The following is a 26,748-nucleotide window of genomic DNA, read 5'->3' as shown; positions in this document are numbered from 1 at the left end:
GTCTCCTTCAGTCGGGCTTAGGCGAACCGCTTGTCAGGCGGCCTTGGCGGATTGCACCTGCGGATCGAGCCGGCCCTCGGCATAGCGCCGGGCCATGTCGTCGAGCGCGATGACCTTGATCCTCGAAGCGTTGCCGGCGGTGCCGAAGCGCTCGAAACGGTCGCGGCAAAGCTCGCGCATGGCGTCCATCGCCGGCTTGAGGAACTTGCGCGGATCGAATTCCTCCGGCTTTTCCGCCGCGATCCGGCGGAACTGCCCGGCCATCGCCATGCGGCAGTCGGTGTCGATGTTGACCTTGCGCACGCCATGCCGAATGCCGCGTTCGATCTCCTCGACCGGAACCCCGTAGGTTTGCGGCATCTCGCCGCCATAGCGGTTGATCACGTCCTGCAATTCCTGCGGCACGGAAGACGAACCGTGCATGACGAGATGGGTGTTCGGCAGCTTGCCATGGATCTCTTCTATGACCTGCATGGCGAGGATGTCGCCGTCCGGCTTGCGCGAGAACTTGTAGGCGCCGTGCGAGGTGCCGCAGGCGATCGCGAGAGCGTCGACCTTGGTGCGCATGACGAAATCGACAGCCTGGTCGGGGTCCGTCAGAAGCTGGTCGTGCGACAGTTTGCCGGTCGCGCCGTGTCCGTCTTCGGCTTCCGCCTCGCCGCTCTCCAGCGAGCCCAGCACGCCGAGTTCGCCTTCGACCGAAGCGCCGACCCAATGCGCCATGCGCGCCACCCGCTCGGTGATCGCGACATTGTAGTCGTAGGAGGCGGGCGTCTTCATGTCGGCTTCGAGCGAGCCGTCCATCATCACCGACGTGAACCCATGGCGAATTGCGGTCATGCAGGTCGCCTCGTCATTGCCGTGGTCCTGGTGCATGCACAGCGGAATGTCGGGATAGATCTCGGCCAGGGCATCGATCATCTTCGCCAGCATGATGTCGTTGGCGTAGGAGCGTGCGCCGCGCGACGCCTGCATGATCACCGGCGCGTCGCAGGCCTTCGCCGCCTCCATGATGGCCAGACCCTGCTCCATGTTGTTGATGTTGAATGCCGGCACGCCGTAGCCGCGTTCCGCGGCGTGATCGAGCAATTGACGCAGCGTGATGCGGGCCATCAGATCCTCCTCTCGTCGTGCTGGGAATTCGCTGGCTTGGATGCCTTCGCGGTGAGCGCCAGCGCCTGCTCGACCACCGCCTCCGCGGTGATGCCGAAATGCCGGTAGAGATCGGCCGCCGGAGCGCTGGCACCGAAGCCGGTCATGCCGATGAAGGCGCCCTTCTCGCCGATCCACCGATCCCAGCCGAGCCGGCCCGCCGCTTCGATCGCAATGCGCGGTGCGCGCCCGAGAACCGTCTGTCGTGTCTTCTCATCCAGCCGCTCGAAATGTTCCCAGCAGGGCATCGAGACCACAGCAGCAGCGATGCCTTTTTCGGCGAGCATGTCGGCGGCGGTCATCGCGATCTCGACTTCCGATCCCGTTGCGATCAGCGTCACGTCGCGGCGGCCTTCGGGTTTGCGGATCAGATAGGCGCCTTCCGCGCATCGGTTCTTGCCCGTGTGCACCTGACGCAGCATCGGCAACGCCTGGCGCGAAAGCACCAGCACGCTCGGCCGGTCTTTCGTGCTCAATGCCAGTTCCCAGCATTCCGCCGTTTCGATGATGTCGCACGGCCGGTAGACGTCGATGTCGGGTGTCGCGCGCAGCATGGCGAGATGCTCGATCGGCTGGTGCGTCGGGCCGTCTTCGCCGAGCCCGATCGAATCGTGGGTCATCACGTATATGACCCGCTGGCCCATCAGGGCCGAGAGGCGCATGGCGCCGCGCGCATAGTCGGCAAAGCAGAGAAACGTTCCGCCATAGGGGATCGCCCCGCCATGCAGGGCAATACCGTTCATCGCGGCCGCCATGCCGTGTTCGCGAATGCCGTAGTGGATGTAGCGACCCTTGAACGAGCCCGGGCCGATGGAGGTGAGATCCGGTGTGAGCGTGAGGTTCGAATGCGTGAGGTCGGCAGATCCGCCGATCGTGAGATCGGTCGCCTTGTTGATGACGGCGAGCGCCATTTCGGACGCCTTGCGCGTTGCGACTTTCGTTGCCTTCTCCTGATGCTCCTTGCGGAACGCGGCGAGCTGTCGGCCGAGGCTGGACGGAAGGTCGCCAGCCACGGCTTGCTCGAAGCCAGCCTTGTGACGCGACGATGCAAGGCGTTCTTCCCATGCCTCGCGCGCCGCACCACCGCGAGCGGCGATGGCTTCCCAGGCCGACTTGATCGCACGGGGAACCGCAAATGGCGCGCTCTCCCAGCCGAGATTGCCGCGCGTCGCCTCGATCTCGGCCGCTCCGAGCGGGGCGCCATGGGTCTTCTCCGAACCCTGGAGGTTCGGCGCGCCTTTTCCGATGAGCGTGCGGCAGGCGATGAGCGACGGTCGCTCGGAGCGCTGCGCGCTTTCGATGGCCTCCGCGATTGTCTCCAGATCGTGGCCGTCGATGGACTGGACATGCCAGCCGGCAGCCGCGAACCGGGCCGGCTGGTCCATCGACGTCGAGAGCGATGTCGCACCGTCGATCGAGATGCGGTTGTCGTCCCAAAGAACGATCAGCCGGCTCAGCTGCAGATGGCCGGCAAGGTCGATGGCCTCGTGGCTGATGCCTTCCTGAAGGCAGCCATCACCAGCGATCACATAGGTGAAGTGGTCGACGAGGGCGCCGCCGAAACGCGCCTCCGTCATGCGTTCGGCAAGCGCCATGCCGACGGATGTCGCGATGCCTTGGCCGAGAGGGCCGGTGGTCATCTCGATGCCGGCCGCATGGCCGTATTCGGGATGGCCTGCCGTGCGGCTGCCGAGCTGGCGGAAATCCTTCAGCTCGTCGATCGGCATGTCCTCGTAACCGAGCAGATGGTGAAGAGCGTAAAGCAGCATCGAGCCGTGCCCGGCCGACAGGACGAAGCGGTCCCGGTCCGGCCAGTCCGGCCGCTTCGGATCGATCCGCATGAAGCGGTTGAATAGGACGGTGGCCACGTCCGCCATGCCCATCGGCATGCCCGGATGCCCGGACTTGGCCTTCTCGACCGCATCCATGGCAAGCGCGCGGATGGCGTTGGCCATGTCGCGTTCAATGGCCGGTTGGGCAGCCACCTTGTCTTTCTTCAGCGCTGCAACGTTCATCATGCTTCTCCTTCAGGACACGCGGCGCTTGCGCTCGATCAGCTTGTGGATGAGCGGCGTGAAAACGAGCTGCATGGCGAGCTCCAGCTTGTTTCCCGGGCACACGATGGAGTTGGCGCGCGACATGAAACTGTCGTGCAGCATCGAGAGCAGGTAGGGAAAATCGATCCCACGGGGATTGGTGAAGCGGATGACCAGCATCGATTCGTCCGCCGTCGGTATCCACCGCGCGATGAACGGATTGGACGTGTCCACGATCGGCACGCGCTGGAAATTGATGTCGGTCTGCGAGAATTGCGGCGTGATGAAATGCACGTAGTCCGGCATCCGCCTGAGGATCGTGTCGGTCACGGCCTCCGTGGAATAGCCGCGGGCCGCCTTGTCGCGATGGATCTTCTGGATCCATTCAAGATTGATCACCGGAACGACGCCGATCTTGAGGTCGCAGTGGCGGGCGAGATTGAGCGTGTCCGTCACCACGCAGCCATGCAGGCCCTCGTAGAAGAGGAGATCGCTTTCGGGAAACGGCTCCCAGTTCGTGAAAGTGCCGGCCTCCTGCCCGTAGCATTCGGCCTCGCCGGCATCGTGGATGTAGTGGCGCGTGCGCCCCGTTCCCTTGCGGCCATATTCCTCGAACACGCCTTCCAGGATTTCCAGTTCGTTGGCGTCGGCATGGAAATGGGTGAAGTTCGGATTGCCGGCAGAGGCCTCCTGCGCCACCTTTTCCTTCATCGACCGCCGGTCGTAGCGATGAAACGCGTCGCCCTCGATGAAGGCGGCGTTGATCCCCTCCCGACGAAAGATCTGCTCGAACGTGTGCTGCACCGTGGAGGTGCCGGCACCCGACGAACCGGTGATCGAGATGATGGGGTGCTTCGCCGACATCGCCATCAAGCCCTGAACAGGCCGCGCTGGCCGAAAAGCGGCGATCGTTCGGCGATGAAGCTCGGTTCGGTGTGGTAACGCGCGATCCGCGCCACTTCCTTCGATGCGCCGAAGACGAACGGCGTGCGCTGGTGCAGTGATACCGGCTGCAGGTCGAGAATGCGGTTGACCGTATCGCTGGCCGCGCCGCCCGCCTGCTCAATCAGGAAGGCGATGGGGTTGGCTTCGTAGACGAGCCTCAGCCGGCCGTGGCTATAGCCGTTGCGCGCATCGGCCGGATAGAGGAAGACGCCGCCGCGGATCAGGATGCGATAGGCTTCGGCCACGAGCGACGCGATCCAGCGCATGTTGAAATCCTTCTCGCGCGGACCGGCAGTGCCTTTCAGGCAATCGTCGACATAGAGCTGGATCGGTTCTTCCCAGTGTCGATAGTTCGCCGAGTTGATCGCGAATTCGTTCGTGCGCCGCTCGATGGTGCGGCTTTCATAGCCCTGCACGAACGTGCCGAGCCGACTGGAAAAGACGAAAATATGCGTGCCGCTGCCGAACGAGATCACGAGCGACAGCTGCGGTCCGTAGATGAAAAATCCCGCTGCGATCTGCCGGTTGCCGGGCTGCAGGAATGTCGCGATCGGTTGGTCGTCGACTAGGCCGATGACTGGCGAGATCGAGAATATCGTCCCGATGGAAACATTGGTGTCGATATTAGAGGATCCGTCGAGCGGATCGAGCGCGATCGCCAGCGTTCCGTTACGGTCGAGGATGACCGGGTTGTCCAGTTCCTCGGAAACATAAAGCGCAACCGGGGTTTTACGCACTGCATCGAGAAAGACGTCGTCGGCAAAGACGTCGAGATCGCGCTGTCGATCGCCGTCCGCATTCGCCGTGCCGCGAACGGCTGCGAAGGCTTCGCCCAATGCGCCGAGATTGATGGTGTTGCGGATCTTCACCGCCGCTACGGCAAGCGATCGCACGATCTCCGCACAGTCGCGCCGCAACGGCTCCGCCGCGGTTTCCGTGATCGTATTGAGGAACGCGTCGAGCGTGCACGCTGCCATAACTGCTCCTCCCATCAGCCGAAAACGACCGTCTCCGAGGACGAGCAGACAGAACGAGCGGGGCTTAGTAAACTTTATTTATTTTACATTATCGCTTAGTTTTTCTAATTCTACTGGATGAAGACGCTTAGTCTGCGCCAGCTGAAAGCCGTCCAAGCCATCGTTCGGGAAGGGTCCATTTCCCGTGCTGCCAAGGCTTTGGGGCTCACCGGCCCGGCCGTGACGCTGCAGCTGAAACAGATGGAAGCGGACAGCGGTCTTTCGCTGTTCGACCGTACTAAAGAAGGGATGCGGCTGACCGATGCGGGCCGTGTTTTCTTCGAAGCGGCGTCCTTCATCGACGAGCGGTTGCGTCAGCTGGAGGATGAGCTCAACGCACTGAAGGGGCTTCAGGTCGGCCATCTGCGCCTCGGCGCGGTCTCGACCGCGAAGTATTTCGCGCCAGCCTTGATGGCCGCCTTCAAGAAGGCGCATCCAGGCATCGAGATTTCGCTGATCATCGGCAACCGCGAGGAAATCATCGCCGCCTTGCGTGATTACCGGATCGACATGGCATTGATGGGCCGTCCGCCAAAGACCTTCCCGGTGCGCGCCGCGCTCTTCGGCGATCATCCCCTCGTCATCATCGCTCCCGCCAACCACCCTCTGGCAGGGCAGCGCGATATTTCGAAGGAGACGATCGCGGCGGAGCATTTCCTCGTGCGCGAGCCAGGGTCAGGCACCCGCATCTCGCTGGAAATCTTCTTCAGCGACATTCCCGGAAGGCTCGACCATCTCGGCCAGGAGATGGGATCCAACGAGACCATCAAGCAGGCGGTGATGGCCGATCTCGGCGTCGCATTCATTTCCGCGCACACGATCGCGCAGGAAGTCGAACTCGGCCGTCTCGTCATCCTCGACGTGGCGGGTACCCCGATCCGGCGGCAATGGTTTTCGGTGAGCCACGCCGACCGTGCGTTTTCACCCACGATGCGGGCGTTCGATGCGTTCCTGAACCGGGACGGCGCCCGTTATCTGCCGCTCGTGGCGAAGCCCTATCCGGCCGCTGCGTTCGAACTCTAGTCAGCGTGTGCTGGAGGCGGCCTCGATGGCGTCCGACATGATGGCCAGACCGCGATCGATCTCGTCGTTCGACACCGTCAGCGGAGGGGCGATGCGGAACACGCCGCCCATGCCGGGAAGCTTGACGATGTTCATGCTGAGACCCCGGTGCATGGCCTCTTCCATCACGCGGGCACCGAGTTCGAAACCGGGCGATTTCGTCTGCCGGTCGGTGACCACTTCGAGCCCGAGAAGCAGGCCGCGTCCGCGCACGTCGCCGACGCATTCGAATCTTTGCTGAAGGGAGAGCAGCCCGTCCTTCAATCTCTGACCCTGCTTGACGGCCCGCTCGACCAGCCCGTCGCGCTCGACCACATCGAGGACCGTGACGCCCACTGCTGCGGGCAGCGGGTCGGAGACGTGGGTGGTGTAGAAGAGAAACCCTTTCTCGAAGGCCTTCTGCTCGATCTCCTCGGTCGTCATGACGGCAGCGAGCGGCAGGCCGGCGCCGAGCGTCTTCGACAGCGTCAAGATGTCCGGCGTCACGCCATCGCGCTGGAAGGCGAACATGTGCCCGGTGCGCCCGACGCCGGTTTGCGCTTCGTCGAGGATCAACAGCATTCCGCGCTCTTCGCATTTGCGCTTCAAAGCGGCGAGATAGCCGAGCGGAAGCTCGAGAATGCCGCCACTCGACAGGATCGGCTCGGCGATGAACGCCGCCAGGCCTCCCGTCGACTGCCTGTCGATCAGCTCGAACGCATCGTCGAGCTCTGCCTGCCAGTCGTTGGATCCATCCGCTTTCGTGAAGCGGGGGCGATAGGAATTGGGAGCGGGGATGACGAACGATCCTGCTGTCGCCGGCCCATAACCGCGCCGGCCGGCGCTGTATGTCGCGGAAGCGGCAGCGCCCGTCATGCCGTGCCAGCTCTGGGCGAAGGCGACGACCTCGTGTCCGCCGGTGACCAGCTTGGCCATGCGAATGGCCGCCTCGTTCGATTCCGCCCCGGTCGTCAGCAGCTGCACGCGCTCAAGGCCGGGCGCAAGTGCTGCGAGACGGGTTGCCAGATCGACCACGGGGCGCGATAGCATTCCACTGAAGAGGTGGGCGACGGATTTCATCTGCCGGTCGACGGTCGACACGATATCGGGATGCGTGTGGCCGAGAACGGCGCTCATCTGGCCCGATGTGAAGTCGAGGATCGCCCGTCCGTCCGCGTCGTAGACGTAGCTGCCCTCGGCGCGTTCGATGATGACCGATTCAAAGCTCGGCCCATAGCGCGTCACGTGCTTCTTGGCGGCATTCCAGAAGGCGGGATCGGTGTTGAGCGACATGGAATCATCCTCGGCAAGGGTAGGGTCCAGAGCTAGAATTGCTTGCCGACCGAGGCAAATTGATATTGTTTCATTCCGGTATCAACTGGATTGATGGCATGCAGCTTCTCGACATGGCTCTGCTCCGGAACTTCGCCATCGTGGCGCGCACGGGCTCGATTAGTCTTGCGTCGCTCGAGGTGGGCCGGACGCAGTCTGCGCTGAGCATGCAGATGCATCGTCTCGAGGATCAGGTCGGCCACACGCTTCTGCATCGCAGCGGATCGGGCGTCAGGCTCACGGCTGCGGGCGAAAAGTTTCTGGTCCATGCCGAGGCGCTGCTCGCCAGGCAGGACGAAGTCTGGGCCGATATGGGCGGAACGGCAATCAGGGGCTCGGTGAGCCTTGGATGCCCGGAGGACTATTCGATCGCCTTTCTTCCCGATCTTCTGAGGGATTTCTGCGCGCTTCACCCCGATATCGAGCTGCGCATGGTTTGTGCGCCCACGTCCGATTTGCGGCCCCTGCTGCACCGCCGGCAGATCGACATCGCGCTGGTTTCGGTTGCAGACTCGGAAAGCAGCGAAGTGATCCGCAAGGAAAGCTTCGTCTGGGTGGCGGATGCCGCAGAGCCGGCAATTCTCGATCAAGCGGTCATACCGCTGGCGCTGTCCGCGCCTGTCAGCCTCGACTATCGCGCCGCCTGCGATGCGATGGGGGCGGTCAATCGGCGATACAGAATTGCATTCGCGAGCAACAGCCTGGCTGGCCTGATCGCGATCGCCCGTTCGGGCCACGCGATCAGCGTTCTCACGCGATCCGCGGTCCCGTCGGACCTCTATGTCGTTTCAAACGGCCTGCCGCCGCTTCCCACGATCGGCGTTGCGCTGGAGTTCGCCGAGCAGCGCCCGTCTTCGGCCGCGCGTGCGCTGGGCGCTCATATAAGGGCGGCTTTGCCACGGCTGCACGAACCCGTCTCGCCGCATCGAGACGCCGTCGCCGAAGAGCGTGGACACGGCCGGATGTGATCGGCTTCACGTCCAGCCCGGCGACGGCGGCTGCTTTCCGTGGGGTTGCTGCCCTGGATCAGCCTCCCCAGCGCGCCGTGAGACCGACCTTGAAGGAGACGCCGGGTTCGAAGATCGTGCTCGTCGTGGTCGCATTGAGTGGATTGGCGTAGCGCTCGTCGAAGAGGTTGTCGACGCGGGCGTTGAAGCGCAGATTGTCGGTCGCTTCGTAGTCGACGAATACATTCACGAGCGTATAGTCTTCGTTGAAGGCCGCGCCGCTCGGCGGGATGTTGTGCTGCACCTCTCCGCCGAATGTCAGTCTCTCATCGAGAGCCCGCATCCCGAGTTGTCCGGTCACCTGCGACGACGGCTCCGTCACCAGATCGGAGCGCACGCCGTCGGCAAGAGTAAAGCCTTCGATGAAGGATGCGGAAAGCCCGCCGAAATAGCGACCCTGGTCGTAGAATGCTTCAAGCTCGAAACCCTGGATCTCGGCCGATGCGAAGTTCTGGTACTGGAAGCAGGTGGGAATGCTGCCGGGGCCCGGGATGAACGTACAGCCGCTTCCGGGTACGAAGGCAGAAAGCGTTTGGCCGCCGATGTAATCGTCGATGTCGTTATGGAAATAGGCGGCCTTGAGGCGCAGCGTATCGCCGCCTTGGAAGATACCGTCCTGGCTGTAATTGATGCCTATTTCCCATGTCTTGGCGGTTTCGGGCCGCAGATCCGGGTTCGGCAGGAAGGGAAAGACGACGCCGTTCGGATGAAGACCGCTGATCAGCGTCTCCGTGACGCTCGGCGAGCGATAGCCTTCCGCATAGGTGCCATAGAACTGCAGCCCATCAAGCGCATCGCTTTCGAACGGCGACACGCCGACCGTCAGGCGCGGTGACAGCCGGTCGCCCTCGCTTTCGGCATCTGTTCCGTCCAGCCTGTAGCCGTCGTAACGCAGCGCACCGATCACTTCGAGCCAGTCATAGGTCATCTTGTTCTGAAGATAGGCACCGTAGACCTGCCTTTGGCCCGATGGCGTGTAGACATCGCTGCCACCTGCCGGACTGGATGTCACCACGTCGTCCTGTAGCCAGTCGCCGCCATAGGTCAGCTCGTGCTGGAGAAGGCCGGTGTCGAAGCGCGACGTGTTCCAGAGGTCGATGCCGTAGGTTTCGAGATCGTAGCGGGTCCGCGACCCGGCCGGGATAACGATCGGCAAACCCGTTTCGGACGAGAACTGGCGCGCATCGCGCAGGAATGTCTGATCGAGGTCGACGAGGTTTGCCGAGACGTTCAGATGCAGGTCGAGCCAGGTTTCGGCCGGGTCGCGCAGATTGTAGCGCGCCGAGAAGGTGTTCTGCTCGAGATCGGCGTCGTAAGTGTTGGCGCCTTCGGTCCAGTTGTCGGATGTGCCGGACCAGCCGAGTTTCAATTCGCTGAAATCGCTGGGCCGGATTGTCGCCTTGGCAAGCCCGCTCAGGACGTCGAAGCCGGTCCCGGCAACCGTCGTGCCAGCGCCATCCTCGTAGTCGGAATAATCGCGCCAGACGACGTTGCCGAGGACGTCGACCGCGTCGTTGATGCGATAGGCACCGACGACGCTCGTCGTCCAGCCGTCGCCATTGCTCTCATACTGTCCGGTCAGCGAACCGGCGACCGTTTCGCCAGGTCGCAGCAGGTCCTCCGCATCCTTCGTCTCGAAGAACACAACGCCGCCGATCGCCCCCGAGCCATAGGTGTTTGCGACCGGTCCGCGTACCACGTCGACCTGCTTGATCAGGTTCGGATCGAGGAAGAAGAGGCTCTGCGTGCCGTGGCCCGAGCGCTGGAAGTTCTGGCGCGCTCCGTCGACGATGACGGACACGCGACCGAAATCCTGCAAACCGCGGACATTGATCGATGATGCGACTCGCTTGGCATCGGCCTGGATGTTCACGCCGGGGACCGCGAAGAACACGTCGGCGGGCGTGGTCGCCATGCGCTGGCTGATCTCGGCGGCATCGACTTGGCTGACGGATGCCATCTGCTCGATGGGAGATTCGCTGGTTCGGCTCACGACCGTCAGCCGATCGAGCAACGTCATCGGGCCTGCATCGGTCTCGACGACAAGCGCCGATGTATCGGCTTCGGTCTCTATCTCGCCCACGGCATTTTGGGCGCTTGCCTGTGTGTTGAGACCCGCCACCGCGACGCCCGCGAGAAGCATTCCGATGCGCATTCTGTTCAAGGACGCTTCGCCGCGACCTGCCCCATATCCAGCCATTTCCACTCTCCTGATTTCGGTGCGCTGGCTGGCGTCGGGCTTGCTCGCATTCGGGTCCGGCGGGCTTGGTTCGGCCGCCGGTGTTGCGCTTGCTATAAAACATGATAATAACAGTCAACAATAGCTAATTTTGACGTGTCGCCCAGCCAGCCTTCAGCAAGCCAGGCGCGATGATGGGATCGACAACGTGAGAGCGGATCACGCATCCACCACCACGCCGGCGCAGAAACCGAGCCATGCCGCTACGCGGCCTGGGGATGTGCGCCTGCTGAAGAGCAGCGACCTGTTCGGAACCGACATGGAAGTGCAGATCGACCATGACGGAACGCTCTACCGGTTGAAGATCACCCGGCAAGGCAAGCTGATCCTGAACAAATAGAGGTCGTCATGAGTGCAGTTTCAAAACCGTCGGCAGAGGCCATTCGTCAGGCACGCGTCGCCAACCCCAGCATGCGGGAGCGCGATCTCGCGCATCAGCTCGGCATCTCCGAAGCGGAGTTCGTGGCAGCCTGGTGCGGAGAGGGCGTGCGCCGCATCGAGCAAAATGTCGGGCTGCTGCTCGCGGGCATAGGGGCGGTGGGCGAGGTCATGGCGCTGACGCGCAACGAAGACGCGGTCCACGAAAAGATCGGCGTTTATGAAAACATGCAGTCAGGGGCAGCGAACGCGATCGTTCTCGGCAAGGACATCGACCTGCGCATCTTTCCGAAACAGTGGTCGCACGGTTTCGCCGTCGAAAAGCGCGATGGGGCGGACGTGAAGCGCAGCCTGCAGTTCTTCGACGCAGGGGGAGATGCCGTCCACAAGATCCATCTTCGGCCGGCTTCGGACGTCGCCGCCTACGAAGCGCTAGTCGACACCCTGGAACGCGATGGAGACGAGCCGATCGCGATCGTTCCGCGTGTTCCGCAGGAGCGCCAGCCACGTGCTGTCGGCGCCGACGCCGTGCGCGAGCGCTGGAGCGCCATGACCGATCCGCATCAGTTCTTCGGGCTTTTGCGAACGTTGAAGCTCGAGCGTCTCGATGCCGTCGACATGGTCGGGCCGGATTTCGCCTGGCCGCTGGAAGGCGATGCTTTGCAGGCGATGTTCGATGGCGCGGTGGCGCAGGAAATCCCGATCATGTGCTTCGTCGGCAACCGCGGCTGCATCCAGATCCATTCGGGTCCGATCAAGACCGTGAAGCCGATGGGGCCTTGGATCAACGTGATGGATCCCACCTTCCACCTGCATCTCAGAGCCGACCGGGTCTGCCAGCTTTGGGCGGTGCGAAAGCCGACCAAGGAAGGGCACGTCACGTCGCTCGAAGCCTATGACGCGCGCGGCGAACTGATCATCCAGTTCTTCGGCAAGCGGCATGAAGGCGAGGATGAGCGTCGCGACTGGCGGCAGCTTGTCGAGGCCATTCCGCGCCTCCAGCAGTCGATCGTCGCATGAGCGCCGGCATGAGGAGCCGACGCACATTCGCTGTCCGATCGCTCGGCTCTCTGGCGTTGATCGCCATGACGGTCGCCTCTACCAGCTCGGTCTCGGCGCAGGAACCTGCCCAGCGCGTGCTCACGATCGGCGGCTCGTTGACGGAGATCGTTTACGCGCTTGGCGAGGAGAATCGGCTGGTCGGGCGTGATCAGACGAGCCAGTACCCGGCGGAGGCCCGGTCACTGCCGGACGTCGGCTACATGCGAGCGCTCTCCCCGGAAGGCGTTCTCTCGATCGATCCGGATCTCATCATCGCGCTGGAAGGCGCCGGACCGCGCGAAGCGATGGAGGTGATCGAAACCGCCAGCGTTCCGATCGTGACGGTCCCGGAGCGCTACGATGCCAAGGGCGTCATCGCCAAGATCGAGGCGGTCGGCGCTGCGCTCGGTGTGCCGGAAAAAGCTTCGGAACTGGCAGAGCGCGTAAGTGACGAGCTTGAAGCTTCGGCGACTGTCATCGGTTCTGCGGAAGATCCGGCCACCATTTTGTTCATCCTGAGCCTCGAGGGCGGGCGCATCATGGCATCCGGCACCGGTACGGCGGCGGATGGCATGATCGTCATGGCCGGCGGCAAGAATGCGATCGCTGCCTTTGCCTGCTACAAGCAATTGACCGACGAAGCGATCATCGAAGCCGCACCCGATGTCATCCTTCTGATGGATCGCGGAGGGGCGACACACGATCCGGCCGTCGATGAAATCGCGGCACATCCCGCACTTTCGGCAACGCCGGCGGCCCAGTCTAGCCGTATCATCCGCATGGACGGTTCCTACCTGCTCGGCTTCGGTCCGCGTACGGCGGAAGCGATGACCGAACTCAGCCGGGCGCTCTACCCGCCTGCGGATGCAGCAGCGCAATGAGCATCGGCGGTCTCATCGGCCACTCGGCTGCGCATTCCAGGCGCGCCGCGATGCTGAAGGGCGATCGAAGACATCTTGCCCGTCGCACGATCGCGGGCCTCGCGTTGCTTCTTATCTGCGTCTGCACGATCAGTTTGACGTCGGGGGCCTCGACCGTCTCGCCCGGAGATCTGCTGCGCAGCCTTGTCGGATCGGAAGCGCTGTCGGCGCGCGATCGCATCATCGTCATCGACATTCGATTGCCGCGCATGGTGCTCGGTGTCCTGATCGGCGCGGCGCTCGCGGTCTCGGGTGCCGTCATGCAGGGTCTTTTTCGCAATCCCCTGGCGGACCCGGGCCTCGTCGGCGTTTCCGCCGGCGCAGGGCTCGGGGCGATTGCGATGATCGTGCTTGGCGGCACCATGCTTGCGCCCATCGCGGTCGTCTTCGGCCTTTTTGCCTTGCCGGTCGCGGCTTTCATCGGCGGACTTTTGACCACGTTGGTGCTCTATCGCATCGCCACGCGCAACGGACGGACCTCGGTCGCCACCATGCTTCTCGCGGGCATCGTTCTTGGCGCATTGGCCGGCGCAATATCCGGGGTCCTGATCTTTGTCGCCGACGACACGCAACTGCGCGACCTCACGTTCTGGGGGCTCGGGTCCTTGGCCGGCGCGACCTGGATGAAGATCGCCACGGCCGGCCCGATCATCGCCGCGGCTTTGATCGCAGTGCCGTTCGTCGCGCGTGGTTTGAACGCGCTGTCGCTCGGAGAAGCGGCGGCCCATCAGCTCGGCTTTGCGGTGCAACGGATGAAGCTCATCGCGATCGTCAGCGTTGCCGCAGCCGTCGGCGCGTCGGTCGCCGTCTCGGGCGGCATCGGGTTCATCGGCATCGTCGTGCCGCACCTCCTGCGCCTCGCCATCGGGCCCGACCATCGTTACCTGCTGCCCGCCTCGGCGCTTCTCGGCGCATCCCTGCTGCTGCTCGCAGACGCCGTCGCGCGCACGATCGTGGCGCCCGCCGAACTGCCGATCGGCATCGTGACGGCGCTCTTCGGCGCGCCCTTCTTTCTCTGGATCCTGCTTCGCCGTCGCGGCGTCGTCGATCTGTGAGGCCACGATGAGCTTCATCGCGAAAGGTGTGTCGGCAGTGCTCGGGTCGCGCCGCGTCCTGCAGGACGTCGATTTCGAGGCGAAGCCCGGAGACGTCACGGCCATCGTCGGCCCGAACGGATCGGGCAAGACCACGTGTTTAAAAGCACTCTCGGGCGAGCTTCGCGTCGACGGTCATATCTCGGTGGATGGGACTGACATCAGAAGCTTGAAGCCCTGGCAGCTGGCGGAACGGCGCGCCGTCCTGCAGCAGGCGACCACCATGGCCTTTCCCTTCAGAGTATATGAAGTCGTTCAACTCGGCCTGTCCCGTGCAATTGCTGGAGACTCATCGGACGGCGCTCACAGACGGATCGATCAAGCCTTGACCATGGTGGGGCTAAACGGCTTTGGCGATCGGTTGTATCAGGAGCTTTCCGGTGGCGAACAGCAGCGGGTCCATCTGGCACGTGTGCTGTGCCAGGTTTGGGAACCGGTGAAGAACGGCAGCGCCTGCTATCTCTTTCTCGATGAACCGGTCGCCAGCCTCGACATTCGCCATCAGATTTCGATCATGCAGGTTGCGAGAGACTATGCGCGGCGCGGCGGCGGCGTTATTGCGGTGATGCACGATCTCAATCTGACCGCCATGTTCGCCGATCGCGTGGCTCTGTTTCGCGCCGGACGCGTCGCCGCTTTCGGGCCGCCTGCCGACGTTTTTACCGACACGATGGTGCACCACGTATTCGACGTTCCGCTGGCTGTCAGCCGATTGCCGACCGACGACGTGCCTTTCGTCCTGCCGCAAAGCTGCGGCGCGTTCACGCCACGGCGCCAATGATCTGCGACACGGTGGCGATGGGACTGGTGATGGCCTGCGTCACCGATCCGCACTGACAAGCTCCGGACACCTGGCTGCGTCGCGCTCCGGAAAGAAGGCGGCGAGCAGCGCAACGGCTGCAAAGATCATGACCGTCGGCACTGCGCCGAATGAGCCCAGCAAAAGCCCGAACAGGGGCGCGCCCGCAGTCTGGCCGATCGCCAACATGAGAAAACCGATCATCAGTCCGGTAGCCGGCCGCTGGGGAAGAGCGCGTACCCCCCAGATGAGATAGATACCGGACAGCGTCACATAGGCAGCGCCGAAGACCGCGCCGGCGAGCAGGACGACCGCAGGAGTCGTGGTCCACGACCCAATGACAATTGTGGCTGCCGTCAGCAGTGCCAGGAAAACGGCATGGGTGCAGGCAAGTCCGAACCGGGCGACGAGACGTCCCGCCAACGCACCGGCGATGCCGCCGATCCCTATGCAGCTCCAGAGGATTCCCGTTTCGGTGGCTCCCCAGCCGAGGCGCTGCGACACGAGCTGACCGCCGAAGGACCAGACGGCCGTGCTCGCCATGCCCAGCAGAAACGCGGCGCCGATCAGCCGTCTTAACGAAGCGGTCAGCGTCGGAAATCCGACTTCGCTGGTGTCGCCGCGCGAGGACGGAAGCGCGGCGGCGGCCGCAATGGCGAAGACCATCGCAATGGCTGCGAATGCAGCGAAAGCTAGCCGCCATTGCCCGGTCATCGCCAGTGCGATGGGGCCGGACAATGCCACTCCGGCGCTCGTTCCGGCATTGATCGTCGCGTTCGTTCCGTCCTGTTGCTCAGGGCGGATGGCTGTCGCCACCGCCGCAGCGAGGGGTGGCGAAATCAGCCCCGTACTCAATCCGGCGACCATAACGGCGGCGGCGAGAAGCAATGGCGACGGTGCCAGCGCAATCCCCGCCATGCCGACCGTCGCGATGATCGCGGCCGTGGTTGCGACTGCTCGTGCGCCAAGCCTTTCGGTCAACGCCGCAGATGCGATGATGGCGATGCAGTAGCCCGCGAAGGATCCGCCCGAAATGATGCCGCTCAGTGTAGGCCCAAGGCCGAGATCGCTATCGATCTGCGGCAGGAACAACCCGAAGGCAAAGCGGGCAAAGCCGTAGCACACCGCGATCAGCCCGAAGCCGACCGAACCGATGCGCAGCGCCGAGTTCACGACCGCGCCTTGTCGATGAGGACAGCAGCCGCTGCCTGTGCAGCCGAAATGGATTCGGGCCCTCGGTAGACTGCCGCATGGATGGCCCCTTCGAAGAGAACGAGCACCTGCTCGGCAAGCGCCGGATCATCCCGTCCGAGGTCCGCTGCAACGATCTCCCGCAGGCGGGCGGTGAATGCTGTCTTGTGCGCCATGACGGTGTCGGCGATTTCCGGCGTTTCCCCACCGGTCTCGCTGTAGGCACGAAGGAAGAGGCACCCGCGCGCGCCCTCCAACTCGATCCAGTCTTTGAGCGCGGTGAAGAACGCATCGACGCTCATGACCTCGGTTTGGTTCGTGAAGCGGCGGTCCCGTTCGATGAGCACCGCGGCCATGAGCTCCGCCTTGCTGCCCGCATGCTTGTAGAGCGTTCGCGTGGACATCTCGGCGGCTTCGGTCAGCCGGTCCATCCCGACGGCCATGTAGCCATGCTGGTCGAAGAGCGTCTCTGCAGCCTGGAGAAGGCGGTGTTTCGCGTCCATTGGCGGGTCCCTACGAAGCTTCGTAAACCCAATGTAAAACGATCGTTTTACATTTCAAGACGAGATGTGTTCAGCGGAGTTGCGTCATCGGCATCAGTGCACCGGGCACGGCGATCACCCGGCTCGCCATTGCGTGACCGTCGAGCATGGCCTGACGCGTGCTTCTCCCATCCAGCCGGGCAGCGATGTAGCCCGCGTTGAACGCATCGCCGGCACCCGTGGTATCGACGGGTTTCTGGCGCTCGACCGTGAGCCGCTCAACCGGTTGTCCGGTCTCGGCGGCGATCATGTCGCCACCGCCGTTCTTGACGACCACTTCGCCGCAGCCGGCTTCCTGCCAGCGCGAAAGGCAGTTGTCCAAAGTCGTGTCGCCCCAGAGATCGGCTTCGTCGTCGAAGCTCGGCAGTCCGATCGAAGCGACTGCCATGGCCTGCGTGAGCCAGTGCTTCATGGTCTCGACATCGTCCCACAAGCGGCGACGGATATTGGGATCGAAGACGATGCGCTGGCCGCGTCCCTGCGCAGCGCCAATTTCCTCAAGCAGGTTTTGGCGTCCCTCGTCCGGCAGGATGGCCATCGTGATGCCGGAAAAATAGACGACATCTGCAGCTGCGATCGCGCCCGAAAGCGCCTTGCGATCATCCGCCAGCCGCCGCGCGGCCGAATGCGACCGCCAATAGGAGAAACTGCGCTCGCCATTCTCTGAGAGGCTGATGGCATAGAGGCCGACGCCGCGCTGCTCGTCGGTCTGGACGAACGCGGTGTCGATCCCGTTATGCGTAAGAAAGCCGCGCAGTTTCGACGAGAACGGGTCGCTGCCAAGACGCGTGAGAAGTGCCGTGCGCCAACCGCCGGCGCCGTCCGCGGGAAGAGCGGCACGCGTGTACCAGAGCGTATTGAGAACGTCCCCGGCAAAGCCCATCCGCCAGAGATCGGCATCGCCCGTGCCGGCGCCGCTCAGCTCCACCATCGGCTCGCCGATGGCGAGAAACAGTTTCGAACTCATCGGTGCGCCTCTGCGAGAACTGCGGCAGCCATGCCCTGAGTCAGGATGGTGTCGAGGCAATCGTCTACCGCATCGTTCCATACTTCGGATCGCGCAAGCTGCGATGGTATGAAGTTGGGAAGCGCACTCAATGACGAGCGGATGGCGTCAGCGTCTCGCGGCACGGATTGAACCTGCTGCTTGATCTCGTCTTCGCGCGGATCGCGCAGCGCATAGGGCTCACCGGCGTCGCTGACACCCAGCGTGTAGCGCATCCACGCCGCAGTCGCGAATGCGAAGGGGCGCATCGGCTGCCCGGCATCGAGAGCGACGATTGCCGGCGCGAAGATCCGCTGCGGCAGTTTCTCGGTGCCGTCCATCGCGATCTGATAGGTCGCATGGGCAATTGCCGGATTGCGAAAACGGTCCTCGAGCGCGGTGGCATAAGCCTGCACGTCGAAGCCCGGCAAGGGCGGCAGAATCTGGCCGGCATCTTGCAGATGTCGCCTTACGAGCGCCGCCAGAGCCGGGTCGCCCATCACGTCGCGGACGAGCTGGCGACCGGAGAGAAACCCCGCATATGCCAGCATCGAATGGGTGCCGTTGAGCATGGTGAGCTTGGCCCGCTCGAACGGCGTCACATCCGCGACGAAGATCGCACCACCGGCTTCCCAAGCGGGTCGGCCCTGCGGAAAATGATCCTCGATAACCCACTGGCTGAACTGTTCGGTCTCCACCGCGGCAAGGTCGACGCAGCCCGTCGCCTCCGCCGCATCGGCCAGCGTCTGGTCGGTTGCGGCCGGCGTGATGCGATCCACCATCGACGATGGAAACGCCACTTTCGCGGCGATGAAGTCCGCAAGTTCCGTGTCCAGGGCGCCGGCGAAGCCGATGACGCCACTGCGCAGGAGTCGTCCGTTTTCCGGAAGATTGTCACAGGAAAGAACTGTGAATGGAGCGATACCGGCATCGCGTCGCGCCTTGAGGGCGGCGGTCAGCAGGCCCAGAACGCCCGACGGGGTTTCCGGCGACTTGAGGTCCGCCGCGACGGCCGGATGCGAGGGGTCATGTCCGCCATTGGCGCGGTCGATACCGTAGCCCTTTTCGGTCACCGTCAGGGTCACGATCTTCACGGCCGGGTCGCATAGTGCCGTGAGCGTCGCGGCGGGATCGTTGGCGATGACACGCGACAGCGATCCGATCACACGGGCGCGGGTGCCGTCGGTGCCACGTTCGATCAGCGTGTAAAGGCCGTTCTGCGGCGCCAGCGCTTCCGCGAGCGCAGTGCTGCGCAAGCTGACGCCGCAGATGCGCCAGTCACCGCCTTTCGCCGCGAGCGCGTCGTCGGTCGCGACAGCCTGATGCGCCCGGTGAAAGGCGCCAAGTCCGAGATGGACGATTCCGGTGCCGTGATCCTCCGGCCGGTAAGTGGGAAGCCGCGCCCGTCCATCAACGTCGGACAATGCGGCAAGCCGCGGCGTCGCGTCCGGACCGCTCATGACCGGAGGCCTTCGCGTTCGTGGGTGAGGGCCGTCATGATGCCGCGCAGTTCGGCGAGCCCCTTCAGCCGACCGATCGCCGGATAGCCGGGCTGTGCCTTGCGCTGGAAATCGTCGAGGATCTCCTGGCCGTGATCGGGCCGGAACGGGATCGACACGTCACGCCGACCCGCCTGCCGGCGCTTGCGCTCCTCGCGGACCACGGCGGCGATGAGAGCGACCATGTCCGTGCTACCGCCAAGATGCTCGTCCTCGAAGAAGCTGCCTGAGATATCGGCGCCCTCGCGTGTCACGTTGCGCAGATGCAGGAAGTGCACCCGATCGCCGAGCCGCTCCATCATCTGGGGCAGATCGTTGTCCGGACGCGCACCCAGCGATCCCGAACACAGCGTCACGCCATTGGACGGGAGATCGACCGCATCGAGAATGGCGCGGTAGTCCGCTTCCGTCGACATGATGCGCGGCAGCCCGAGCAGCGGGAACGGCGGGTCGTCCGGATGGCAGCAGAGCCGCATGCCGAGGTCTTCCGCGAGCGGCGCGACCTCGGAAAGAAAATCGACGAGATTCTGGCGCAAGCGATCTTCGCCAAGCACGGCATAGCCGGCAAGATGGTCGCGAATGTCATCGAGCGTGAAGCTCTCGGCGGCGCCAGGCAATCCGCACACGATGTTGTCGGCAAGCTGCGCCCGCGCGCTATCCGACATGGCGGCAAAGCGACGGCCGGCATCTTCGACGATCGCTTCGCTGAAACCTTCACTCGCACCCGGCCGGTTCAGGATGTGAATGTCGAACGCCGCGAAATCGGTCAGGTCGAAGCGCATGCAGGTAGCGCCGTTCGGGCGGCGATGCGCGAGTTCTGTGCGCGTCCAGTCGAGCACCGGCATGAAATTGTAGCAGATCGTCTCGATGCCTGCCGCGTGCAGGTGCTTGAGCGAGGTGCGCCAGGCATCGATATGCCCGCGCCAGTCGCCGGTCTGCTTCTTGATGTCCTCCGAAACGGGCAGGCTTTCGACGACTTCCCAGGCAAGGCCCGATGGAGCTCCGTCCTTCATGCGGCCGATCAGCGCCTGCCGCTTTTCGATCTCATCCTGCGTCCAGACCGACCCGGTCGGTATGTGGTGCAAAGCCGAGACGACCCCTTCGACGCCGGCCTGCATCATATCGTCGATGGAGACCCGATCCTTCGGGCCGAACCAGCGCCACGTCTGCCGCATGAATGCTCCTCCTGCATGTTGAGCCGCTCTTAGACGACCCGCCATCAGATAGCATCAGGCTTTGATGTTGACTAGTATGGTAGTATGGTTCATTGCTTGTCGCGGAGGAGATTAACGTGAACTTGCGAGACGCATACGCAGTGAAAGCGCGTGACGAGGAACGGGGGCAGGCCGTGGGCCCGCGCCTCTATCGCCTGTTGCGTGAGCGTATCGTGAAGGGCGACCTCGTGCCGGGAACGCGGCTCTCCGAGGTCGATGTCGCGGCATCCTATGCCGTCAGCCGCCAGCCGGTGCGCGAAGCCTTCATCAAATTGTCCGAGGAAAGCCTCGTCGAGATCAGGCCGCAGCGCGGTACCTATGTCAGCCAGATCAATGTCGCCGCCGTCATGTCCGCTCGCTTCGTGCGCGAAGCCGTCGAGGCGGACATCGTCCGGATCCTCGCGGCGCGTCCGAAAGAGGTGTTCTTGCGGGAACTGGACGATCTGATCCTCCGCCAGCGCGCTACCGTCGAGGCCGACGACCCGACGACATTCATTCAGCTCGACGAGCGTTTTCACCGCATGCTGGCATCTGAAGCCGGGCAGGGTGCGAGCTGGGATATCCTGCAGCCCCTGAAGACGCAGATGGATCGTGTTCGCCATCTGAGCGCCAAGCAGTTCCCCTTGCGCCAACTCCTTTCGCAGCATGAAGACGTCGTCCAGACGATCCGCAACGGCGACGGCGATGGAGCCGAAGGCGCGATGCGGTCGCATCTGCGGCAGATCCTCGACGATCTGCCGGCCGTGATCGCCGCGCTGCCGGCCTATTTCGACGAACGCGTTGAAGCGCCATGAGCGTCGTTGTCCCCATCGCGATGTTCGACGTTGGCAGCTTCGCCTCGTCCTTCGTGCCGCGTTGGCTGCAGCTTGCGCATGACCAGGTGGATGGCGGTATTTTCGATCGTCTCGCTCTGGACGGGCGCCCGGTCGAAGGCGATGCCAAGACGACGCTCGTTCATGCGCGCATCGCGTTCACGCTCGCTCATCTGCATCTTGCCACCGGCGACAAGCAGTTGCTCGATGCGGCGATCGATACGTATCGCTTTCTCGATGAGCATCTCCGCGATGCGGACGGTGGTTACCGGTTCAGCGTTGCGCGTGACGGCCAGGCATTGGCCGATCCGGCATCGCAAGTGCGCAGAACCTACGATCAGTCCTTCGTGCTTCTTGCACTTGTGACCCTGCAGAAAGCCGCGCCGGATGCGGTGGCGCAGCGCCGGATCGATGAATGCTGGGCCTTCATTTCGGAGCGCCTGACCGACCCCGGCACCGGTGCGCTCTGGGAAGACGTTGTCATGGCGGCCAAGGGCGCAACGCCCGGCGATCTGCGCGCGCAGAACCCGCACATGCACATGTTTGAGGCGTTGCTTCAGGCATTCGAGATGACCGGCGATCGCGTTTGGCTGGAACGCGCGGAGACGATGCTCGATATGTGCCGTCGCTTCTTTGTCGATGACGAGTCAGGCGCGGTGCGCGAATTCGTCGGTCATGACCTGCAGCCTCTGGCGGGCACGGACGGCGAGCGGCGCGAGCCGGGCCATCAGTATGAATGGGCTTGGCTGCTGCATCGCTACGCCGATCTGGCCGGCAAGAACGATGCCCGATCGCTGGCCGATCCCATGATCGCCTTCGTCGAGCGGCACGGGCTGGCAGCTCGGCCCGGTCTCTTGGAAGGTCTCCCTTTCGATGCGCTGGACGCTCGAGGTGAGATCACCGAGAACACGCATTTTCTCTGGCCATTGACGGAAGCCGGCAAGTTCTATGCCGCGCGCCATGCACGCGTCGCCGACGCACAGGACGCGAAACGCGCACGCGACCTCGCATCGATCATGGCCCGCCATTTCTTCGCGCCCGCTGCCGCAACCGGTCTGCCGGTCTGGGTCAATCGCCTCGATGCTGAAGGCCGGTCAGTGTGGTCGGAAGCCTTGAGCCGTCTGCTTTACCACGTGGCCATCTTCGTCACGGAAGGCGCACGCGCCGGTCTTTGGACACTGACGCCGCACCCGGCATCCACGGCCGAAAACCACCGACAATGATCAAGGAGGATCGATCATGAACGTCACACTGAAAACACTCGGACTGACCACTGCACTCGCCATCGTGTCGGGCGTCGCCTCGGCGCAGGAATTCTCGCTCAACCTGTCGACGTCGCAGACGGTGCAGGACCCGCTGGTCATCGCCATGCAGGGCGCCGAACAGCGCATCGAGGAGCGCTCCGATGGCCGCGTCGATGTCACGATCTACCCGAGCTCGCAGCTCGGTGAGGACAACGACGTTTTGGAGCAAATCCGCAACGGCGCGCCGATCGCGGCGCTCGTCGATGCCGGACGCCTGGCGCCTCTGCATGCCGAGCTCGGCATTCTGGCGGCACCCTATCTCGTCGACGACTACACCCAGTACGCCGCAATCACCGACTCGCCCGTCTACGGCGAATGGGTCGAAGAGCTTGCCGAAAGCTCCGGCATCCGCCTCCTGAACTACAACTGGTTCCAGGGCACGCGTCAGATGATCACCCAGAAGGAGATCACGGCACCGGCAGACCTGTCGGGCGTGCGCGTGCGCACCATCGATGCGCCGAGCTGGATCGCCACGGTCGAGTCCATGGGCGCGACGGCAGCACCGATGGCGTGGTCTGAAGTCTATTCGGCGCTCCAGCTCGGTGCGATCGATGGCGCCGAAGCGCAGCTCACGGGCGCCTATGGCATCAAGCTCCACGAAGTGGCGACCAATATCGCCATGACGAACCACATCCAGCTCTTCACGGGTCTCGCGACGTCGCAAGCCTGGTGGGAGTCGCTGCCCGACGATATCCGTACGATCATCGACGAGGAACTGAAGGCAGCCGGCGACGAGGCGACCCGCATGACGGTCGAACGCCTAAGCGAAGTGCAGACCGAAATGGAAGCTGCCGGCGTCGCCTTCAACGAAGTCGACATGGCGCCATTCCGCGAGGCGACGGCGTCCGTCTACGAAGAAGTCGGTCTGGTTGAAGCCCGCGAAGCGCTGCAGCCATACCTTCCGTCCGCCCAATAAGACGGATTTGACCTGAGGTTTGGGCGGCGGTCTTCATTGCCGCCCGAACCAATCCGATGATGGCCGGCGAGGGCTCCGATGTCCGTATTCTGGAAAATCTATGACCGCATCGAACTCGTGCTTGCGCTCTCGATGCTCGCTGCGACGGTTTTTGCCGTGCTGTTGACGGCCGTCGGCCGTTCGGTCGGCCTGCCGATCACGTCCGGCCCGCAGTTTGCGCAGCTCTTTCTGATCTGGACGTGCATGATCGGCGCGGACCTGACGGCAAAGCACGGCGAACACATTCGAGTTTCCGCACTCCCCGACATTCTTCCGGTAACGTTGCGCCGTTGGGTTGCCGGTTTCAACCTGTTGCTGATGCTCATCTTCCTGGGCTTCGTCGCCAAGCTCGGCTTCGAGCTTTCGGCTGGCAACTGGCAGCGCACGCTCGGCGCGTCCGGGCTGAGCTATGGTCTCGTAACGCTCGCCCTTCCCGTCGGCGCTGCGCTGTTGGCCATTTCGTTTCTGCGCCGCTTCTGGGCCAAGGGCCTGATTGCCTCGTACGAGCCCACCCATGAGGCCAAGGAAGGCGTTCTATGATTTCCGCTCTGATCCTCGCGGCTGCGCTCGGCCTGATCGTGCTTGGCATGCCCGTCGCCTTCGCGATCGGCATTGCCGGCTCCAGTTATTTCCTGCTTCCTTCGGTCTTCCTGCCTGAAAGCACTGCCGTGCAGCGCATCGTCGCGGCGAGCCAGTCCTTCCCGCTTCTTGCAGTGCCGCTCTTCATCCTACTCGGCAATCTGATGAACAGCGCCGGCATCACGCCGCGGCTCGTCGCGCTTGCGACCACCGTCGCCGGTTGGATGCGCGGCGGGCTCGCCCAATCGACGCTCATCCTTTCCGCATTGATGGGCGGTATCTCGGGTTCAGCCGTCGCCGATGCCGCCATGCAGGCGCGCATTCTCGGAAACCCGATGATCCAGCAGGGCTATAGCCGCGGGTTCACCGCCGCCATTCTGTCCGTCGGCGGGCTGATCACCGCAACGCTGCCGCCGAGCCTCGGTCTCATCCTCTATGGCTATTTGGGCGAAGTCTCGATCGGCCGCCTGTTCATCGCCGGTATCGTCCCCGGCGTGCTGCTGACCATCGTGCTGATGGCCACGACTTGGATGGTGGCCGTGAAGCGCGACTACCAGCCCATCAACGATCGCTACCCGACGCTGCGCGAAGTGGGGCAGGAATTCCGCAAGAGCTTCTGGGCGGTCATGTTTCCCGTCTGGCTCCTCGTCGGCATCCGCTTCGGCTATTTCACGCCGTCGGAAGCGGGCGCTTTCGCAGTCGCCTATGCGCTGATCGTCGGCTTCTTCATTCACCGGCAGATGACGATCGCCGGCTGTATCGATGCCATGATGAAGAGCATCAACGACATCGGCATGATCATGCTGATCATCCTGTTCTCCGGCACGTTCGGTTACGTCATCACCTTCGAGCGTGTGCCGCAGTCGATCGCGGAAGTGGCCTTGACGACGCTGTCGGATCCGACCGTGCTGCTCTTCGTCATCGCTGGCTTCCTGCTCGTCCTCGGCATGCTGGTGGAGGCGACGGTTCTCGTCATGCTCCTGACGCCGATTCTCGTTCCGGTCGTCACGGCTGCCGGCGTCGATCCGGTGCATTTCGGACTGGTGATGATGACGCTCGTCACCTTCGGCGGAATGACGCCGCCTTTTGGTGTGTCCATGTTCGCAGTCTGCGGGATATTGAACTGTTCCTACAAGGACTATTCGATCGAACTCATCCCGCTCGCGCTCGCGGTCCTGCTGCTCGTCGCGGTCATGATCCTCTTCCCCGAAATCGTCCTGTTCCTCCCCAACTGGCTGATGTAATGGCGCTTCATCCCGATCGACTGTTCCCGACCGACGCGACGACGCGCGGTATCGCCCGCGCGCTCTACGAGACGGTTGCCGACCTGCCGATCGTTTCGCCGCACGGTCACACCGATCCGCGCTGGTGGGCGACGAACGAGGCGTTCAGCGACCCGGCGACGCTGTTCGTGACGCCGGACCATTACGTCACCCGCATGCTTGTCAGTCAGGGTGTATCGTTCGAGGCGCTCGGCATCGGGCAGGGTGGCGAAACCGATCCGCGCGCCATCTGGCGCACCTTCGCGTCGAATTTCCATCTCTTCGTCGGAACGCCCTCCAAACTCTGGATCGAGCATGCACTGGAGAACGTCTTCGGCTTTTCGGAACGACTAGGACCGGAAACCGCTGAAGCCGCCTATGAGCGCATCGAATCCGCACTGCAGGAGGATCGCTTCAGGCCCCACGGGCTCTACGACCGGTTCAACATCGAGGTGATCGCCACGACCGATGGTGCGCTGGACGATCTGCAGTGGCACCGGCAGATCCGCGACTCGTCGTGGAACGGACGCGTGGTGCCGACCTATCGTCCCGATGCGGTGACGGACCCCGACCAGCCGGGTTTTGCGGAGAACCTGGAAAAACTGGCAGTGGCGTCGGGCATGTCCACGGCGACATGGGACGGCTATCTCGACGCCCACCGAGCGCGCCGCGCCGCCTTCCGGGAGCTGGGCGCCACGGCGACAGACCACGGCCATGCAACGCCGCGCACGGCAGACTTGCCGCAGAGCGAAGCCGCAAGCCTGTACGAGCGTGCCCGCACTGGGCGCTTGGGCGTTGGCGAAGCGGAACTCTTCCGCGCGCAGATGCTGACCGAGATGGCGCGCATGTCCGCTGAAGACGGCATGGTCATGCAGCTCCATTGCGGCTCGCACCGCAACCATTCCCGCTCCGTCCTTGCCGACTACGGGCGTGACCGCGGTTTCGATATCCCGGTCCCCATCAGCTTCACCGAAGCGCTGAAGCCGATGCTCGATGCGGTCGGCATGGCGCCGCAGTTACGGGTGATCCTCTTTACGCTCGATGAGACGACCTACACGCGCGAGCTCGCACCGCTCGCCGGTGCGTGGCCCTCGCTCGTCCTCGGTCCGCCCTGGTGGTTTCACGACAGTTTCGAAGGCATCCGGCGCTATCGCCAGCAGGTCACCGAGACGGCAGGGTTCTACAACACCGCCGGTTTCAACGACGATACGCGCGCCGTTACCTCGATCCAGGCACGCCACGATGTCGCGCGACGGACCGACTGCGCCTTCTTGGCAGAGTTGGTGACGTCGCACCGTATGGCGGAGGACGAAGCTTTCACCATCGCGCAGGATCTCGCTGCCGGTTTGGCACGGAAGGCATATCGGCTAGGTTGAGCGTTCGCAATTCGCTCTCACCAGACGGG

At 63.6% G+C, this 26,748-nt stretch carries 24 protein-coding genes; 13 read left to right on the top strand and 11 right to left on the bottom strand.

Annotation, left to right across the window (positions count from 1 at the left end; genetic code table 11):
- Positions 1-33: 33 nt before the first annotated feature.
- The 4 genes from fba to GC125_RS01815 are packed head-to-tail and all read right to left on the bottom strand — an operon-like array spanning position 34 to position 5,110.
- Complete coding sequence (gene fba, locus GC125_RS01830; RefSeq protein ID WP_151983579.1) at positions 34-1,113, bottom strand: class II fructose-bisphosphate aldolase; 1,080 nt, start codon at positions 1,111-1,113, stop codon at positions 34-36.
- A complete protein-coding gene (gene tkt / locus GC125_RS01825) occupies positions 1,113-3,167 on the bottom strand; it encodes a transketolase (protein WP_151987436.1) in 2,055 nt (684 codons plus the stop codon). Before tkt ends, fba begins: the two co-directional genes overlap by 1 nt.
- A 12-nt stretch (positions 3,168-3,179) precedes the next feature.
- Positions 3,180-4,052: a phosphoribulokinase gene (locus GC125_RS01820; RefSeq protein WP_151983577.1), complete on the bottom strand. Its 873-nt coding sequence runs from the start codon at positions 4,050-4,052 to the stop codon at positions 3,180-3,182.
- Between the two features lie 5 nt (positions 4,053-4,057).
- Complete coding sequence (locus tag GC125_RS01815; RefSeq protein WP_151983575.1) at positions 4,058-5,110, bottom strand: class 1 fructose-bisphosphatase; 1,053 nt, start codon at positions 5,108-5,110, stop codon at positions 4,058-4,060.
- A 117-nt stretch (positions 5,111-5,227) separates the two neighbouring features.
- On the opposite strand from GC125_RS01815, the gene GC125_RS01810 reads away from it, so the two are divergent.
- The gene (locus tag GC125_RS01810; protein ID WP_151983573.1) at positions 5,228-6,172 is read left to right on the top strand and encodes a LysR substrate-binding domain-containing protein; all 945 of its coding nucleotides are present in this window, start codon (positions 5,228-5,230) and stop codon (positions 6,170-6,172) included.
- Here GC125_RS01810 and GC125_RS01805 read toward each other — a convergent pair whose 3' ends face one another.
- A complete protein-coding gene (locus GC125_RS01805) occupies positions 6,173-7,483 on the bottom strand; it encodes an aspartate aminotransferase family protein (protein ID WP_151983571.1) in 1,311 nt (436 codons plus the stop codon). It lies immediately after the preceding gene.
- A 98-nt stretch (positions 7,484-7,581) separates the two neighbouring features.
- Here GC125_RS01805 and GC125_RS01800 point away from each other — a divergent pair, with 98 nt between their 5' ends.
- Complete coding sequence (locus GC125_RS01800; RefSeq protein WP_151983569.1) at positions 7,582-8,490, top strand: LysR substrate-binding domain-containing protein; 909 nt, start codon at positions 7,582-7,584, stop codon at positions 8,488-8,490.
- 58 nt (positions 8,491-8,548) lie between these two features.
- Here GC125_RS01800 and GC125_RS01795 read toward each other — a convergent pair whose 3' ends face one another.
- The gene (locus GC125_RS01795) at positions 8,549-10,729 is read right to left on the bottom strand and encodes a TonB-dependent hemoglobin/transferrin/lactoferrin family receptor (protein WP_199864401.1); all 2,181 of its coding nucleotides are present in this window, start codon (positions 10,727-10,729) and stop codon (positions 8,549-8,551) included.
- Positions 10,730-10,916: 187 nt separating this feature from the next.
- Here GC125_RS01795 and hemP point away from each other — a divergent pair, with 187 nt between their 5' ends.
- Genes hemP through GC125_RS01770 form a run of 5 tightly spaced genes read left to right on the top strand, consistent with a single transcriptional unit; the run spans position 10,917 to position 14,982 of the window.
- Positions 10,917-11,108, top strand: a complete 192-nt coding sequence (gene hemP / locus GC125_RS01790) for a hemin uptake protein HemP (RefSeq protein ID WP_151983567.1) — start codon at positions 10,917-10,919, stop codon at positions 11,106-11,108.
- 8 nt (positions 11,109-11,116) lie between these two features.
- The gene (locus tag GC125_RS01785; RefSeq protein ID WP_151983565.1) at positions 11,117-12,166 is read left to right on the top strand and encodes a hemin-degrading factor; all 1,050 of its coding nucleotides are present in this window, start codon (positions 11,117-11,119) and stop codon (positions 12,164-12,166) included.
- A gap of 8 nt (positions 12,167-12,174) precedes the next feature.
- On the top strand, positions 12,175-13,068 hold the full coding sequence (locus tag GC125_RS01780; protein ID WP_286165329.1) for a heme/hemin ABC transporter substrate-binding protein: 894 nt from the start codon (positions 12,175-12,177) through the stop codon (positions 13,066-13,068).
- Positions 13,065-14,162 (top strand): FecCD family ABC transporter permease, encoded by a 1,098-nt coding sequence (locus GC125_RS01775; RefSeq protein WP_151983561.1) that lies wholly within the window; start codon positions 13,065-13,067, stop codon positions 14,160-14,162. The genes GC125_RS01780 and GC125_RS01775 overlap by 4 nt, the downstream gene beginning before the upstream one ends.
- Before the next feature lie 7 nt (positions 14,163-14,169).
- Positions 14,170-14,982: a heme ABC transporter ATP-binding protein gene (locus GC125_RS01770; RefSeq protein WP_151983559.1), complete on the top strand. Its 813-nt coding sequence runs from the start codon at positions 14,170-14,172 to the stop codon at positions 14,980-14,982.
- Between the two features lie 39 nt (positions 14,983-15,021).
- Here GC125_RS01770 and GC125_RS01765 read toward each other — a convergent pair whose 3' ends face one another.
- From GC125_RS01765 to uxuA, 5 genes are all read right to left on the bottom strand, one after another.
- Complete coding sequence (locus GC125_RS01765) at positions 15,022-16,173, bottom strand: MFS transporter (RefSeq protein ID WP_151983557.1); 1,152 nt, start codon at positions 16,171-16,173, stop codon at positions 15,022-15,024.
- Positions 16,170-16,694 carry a TetR/AcrR family transcriptional regulator gene (locus tag GC125_RS01760; protein ID WP_151983555.1) on the bottom strand — a complete coding sequence of 175 codons (525 nt, stop codon included), beginning with the start codon at positions 16,692-16,694 and terminating at the stop codon, positions 16,170-16,172. The genes GC125_RS01765 and GC125_RS01760 overlap by 4 nt, the downstream gene beginning before the upstream one ends.
- A 70-nt stretch (positions 16,695-16,764) precedes the next feature.
- Entirely contained in the window at positions 16,765-17,700 is a 936-nt protein-coding gene (locus GC125_RS01755; protein WP_151983553.1) for a sugar kinase, read from the bottom strand.
- Positions 17,697-19,178: a mannitol dehydrogenase family protein gene (locus GC125_RS01750; RefSeq protein ID WP_151983551.1), complete on the bottom strand. Its 1,482-nt coding sequence runs from the start codon at positions 19,176-19,178 to the stop codon at positions 17,697-17,699. The genes GC125_RS01755 and GC125_RS01750 overlap by 4 nt, the downstream gene beginning before the upstream one ends.
- Complete coding sequence (uxuA, locus tag GC125_RS01745) at positions 19,175-20,392, bottom strand: mannonate dehydratase (RefSeq protein ID WP_151983549.1); 1,218 nt, start codon at positions 20,390-20,392, stop codon at positions 19,175-19,177. Before uxuA ends, GC125_RS01750 begins: the two co-directional genes overlap by 4 nt.
- Before the next feature lie 116 nt (positions 20,393-20,508).
- Between uxuA and GC125_RS01740 the strand changes: the two genes are divergently transcribed.
- From GC125_RS01740 to uxaC, 6 genes are all read left to right on the top strand, one after another.
- Positions 20,509-21,225 (top strand): GntR family transcriptional regulator, encoded by a 717-nt coding sequence (locus GC125_RS01740; protein WP_286165328.1) that lies wholly within the window; start codon positions 20,509-20,511, stop codon positions 21,223-21,225.
- Positions 21,222-22,466, top strand: coding sequence for an AGE family epimerase/isomerase (locus tag GC125_RS01735; protein WP_151983548.1), 1,245 nt, complete (start codon positions 21,222-21,224; stop codon positions 22,464-22,466). The genes GC125_RS01740 and GC125_RS01735 overlap by 4 nt, the downstream gene beginning before the upstream one ends.
- 16 nt (positions 22,467-22,482) lie before the next feature.
- Entirely contained in the window at positions 22,483-23,463 is a 981-nt protein-coding gene (locus tag GC125_RS01730) for a C4-dicarboxylate TRAP transporter substrate-binding protein (RefSeq protein WP_151983546.1), read from the top strand.
- A gap of 78 nt (positions 23,464-23,541) precedes the next feature.
- Complete coding sequence (locus tag GC125_RS01725; RefSeq protein WP_151983544.1) at positions 23,542-24,042, top strand: TRAP transporter small permease; 501 nt, start codon at positions 23,542-23,544, stop codon at positions 24,040-24,042.
- Positions 24,039-25,325 carry a TRAP transporter large permease gene (locus GC125_RS01720; protein ID WP_151983541.1) on the top strand — a complete coding sequence of 429 codons (1,287 nt, stop codon included), beginning with the start codon at positions 24,039-24,041 and terminating at the stop codon, positions 25,323-25,325. Before GC125_RS01725 ends, GC125_RS01720 begins: the two co-directional genes overlap by 4 nt.
- A complete protein-coding gene (uxaC, locus tag GC125_RS01715; protein WP_151983539.1) occupies positions 25,325-26,719 on the top strand; it encodes a glucuronate isomerase in 1,395 nt (464 codons plus the stop codon). The genes GC125_RS01720 and uxaC overlap by 1 nt, the downstream gene beginning before the upstream one ends.
- Positions 26,720-26,748: the final 29 nt, after the last annotated feature.

Source organism: Rhizobium sp. EC-SD404 (assembly GCF_902498825.1).
In the GTDB taxonomy this organism is placed as follows: domain Bacteria; phylum Pseudomonadota; class Alphaproteobacteria; order Rhizobiales; family Rhizobiaceae; genus Georhizobium.
Note: the sequence above shows the minus strand (reverse complement) of the source record. Positions and strands in the feature narration are given on the sequence as shown.

What these genes read in the sequence shown, in the direction of transcription:
- GC125_RS01800 (WP_151983569.1), top strand. Translation starts at nt 7,582, where the DNA reads ATGCAGCTTCTCGACATGGCTCTGCTCCGGAACTTCGCCATCGTGGCG.
- fba (WP_151983579.1), bottom strand. Translation starts at nt 1,113, where the DNA reads ATGGCCCGCATCACGCTGCGTCAATTGCTCGATCACGCCGCGGAACGC.
- GC125_RS01795 (WP_199864401.1), bottom strand. Translation starts at nt 10,729, where the DNA reads ATGGCTGGATATGGGGCAGGTCGCGGCGAAGCGTCCTTGAACAGAATG.
- uxuA (WP_151983549.1), bottom strand. Translation starts at nt 20,392, where the DNA reads ATGCGGCAGACGTGGCGCTGGTTCGGCCCGAAGGATCGGGTCTCCATC.
- tkt (WP_151987436.1), bottom strand. Translation starts at nt 3,167, where the DNA reads ATGAACGTTGCAGCGCTGAAGAAAGACAAGGTGGCTGCCCAACCGGCC.
- GC125_RS01815 (WP_151983575.1), bottom strand. Translation starts at nt 5,110, where the DNA reads ATGGCAGCGTGCACGCTCGACGCGTTCCTCAATACGATCACGGAAACC.
- GC125_RS01720 (WP_151983541.1), top strand. Translation starts at nt 24,039, where the DNA reads ATGATTTCCGCTCTGATCCTCGCGGCTGCGCTCGGCCTGATCGTGCTT.
- GC125_RS01785 (WP_151983565.1), top strand. Translation starts at nt 11,117, where the DNA reads ATGAGTGCAGTTTCAAAACCGTCGGCAGAGGCCATTCGTCAGGCACGC.
- GC125_RS01780 (WP_286165329.1), top strand. Translation starts at nt 12,175, where the DNA reads ATGAGGAGCCGACGCACATTCGCTGTCCGATCGCTCGGCTCTCTGGCG.
- GC125_RS01810 (WP_151983573.1), top strand. Translation starts at nt 5,228, where the DNA reads ATGAAGACGCTTAGTCTGCGCCAGCTGAAAGCCGTCCAAGCCATCGTT.
- GC125_RS01725 (WP_151983544.1), top strand. Translation starts at nt 23,542, where the DNA reads ATGTCCGTATTCTGGAAAATCTATGACCGCATCGAACTCGTGCTTGCG.
- GC125_RS01805 (WP_151983571.1), bottom strand. Translation starts at nt 7,483, where the DNA reads ATGTCGCTCAACACCGATCCCGCCTTCTGGAATGCCGCCAAGAAGCAC.
- GC125_RS01735 (WP_151983548.1), top strand. Translation starts at nt 21,222, where the DNA reads ATGAGCGTCGTTGTCCCCATCGCGATGTTCGACGTTGGCAGCTTCGCC.
- GC125_RS01760 (WP_151983555.1), bottom strand. Translation starts at nt 16,694, where the DNA reads ATGGACGCGAAACACCGCCTTCTCCAGGCTGCAGAGACGCTCTTCGAC.
- GC125_RS01730 (WP_151983546.1), top strand. Translation starts at nt 22,483, where the DNA reads ATGAACGTCACACTGAAAACACTCGGACTGACCACTGCACTCGCCATC.
- GC125_RS01820 (WP_151983577.1), bottom strand. Translation starts at nt 4,052, where the DNA reads ATGTCGGCGAAGCACCCCATCATCTCGATCACCGGTTCGTCGGGTGCC.
- GC125_RS01775 (WP_151983561.1), top strand. Translation starts at nt 13,065, where the DNA reads ATGAGCATCGGCGGTCTCATCGGCCACTCGGCTGCGCATTCCAGGCGC.
- GC125_RS01750 (WP_151983551.1), bottom strand. Translation starts at nt 19,178, where the DNA reads ATGAGCGGTCCGGACGCGACGCCGCGGCTTGCCGCATTGTCCGACGTT.
- GC125_RS01755 (WP_151983553.1), bottom strand. Translation starts at nt 17,700, where the DNA reads ATGAGTTCGAAACTGTTTCTCGCCATCGGCGAGCCGATGGTGGAGCTG.
- uxaC (WP_151983539.1), top strand. Translation starts at nt 25,325, where the DNA reads ATGGCGCTTCATCCCGATCGACTGTTCCCGACCGACGCGACGACGCGC.
- GC125_RS01770 (WP_151983559.1), top strand. Translation starts at nt 14,170, where the DNA reads ATGAGCTTCATCGCGAAAGGTGTGTCGGCAGTGCTCGGGTCGCGCCGC.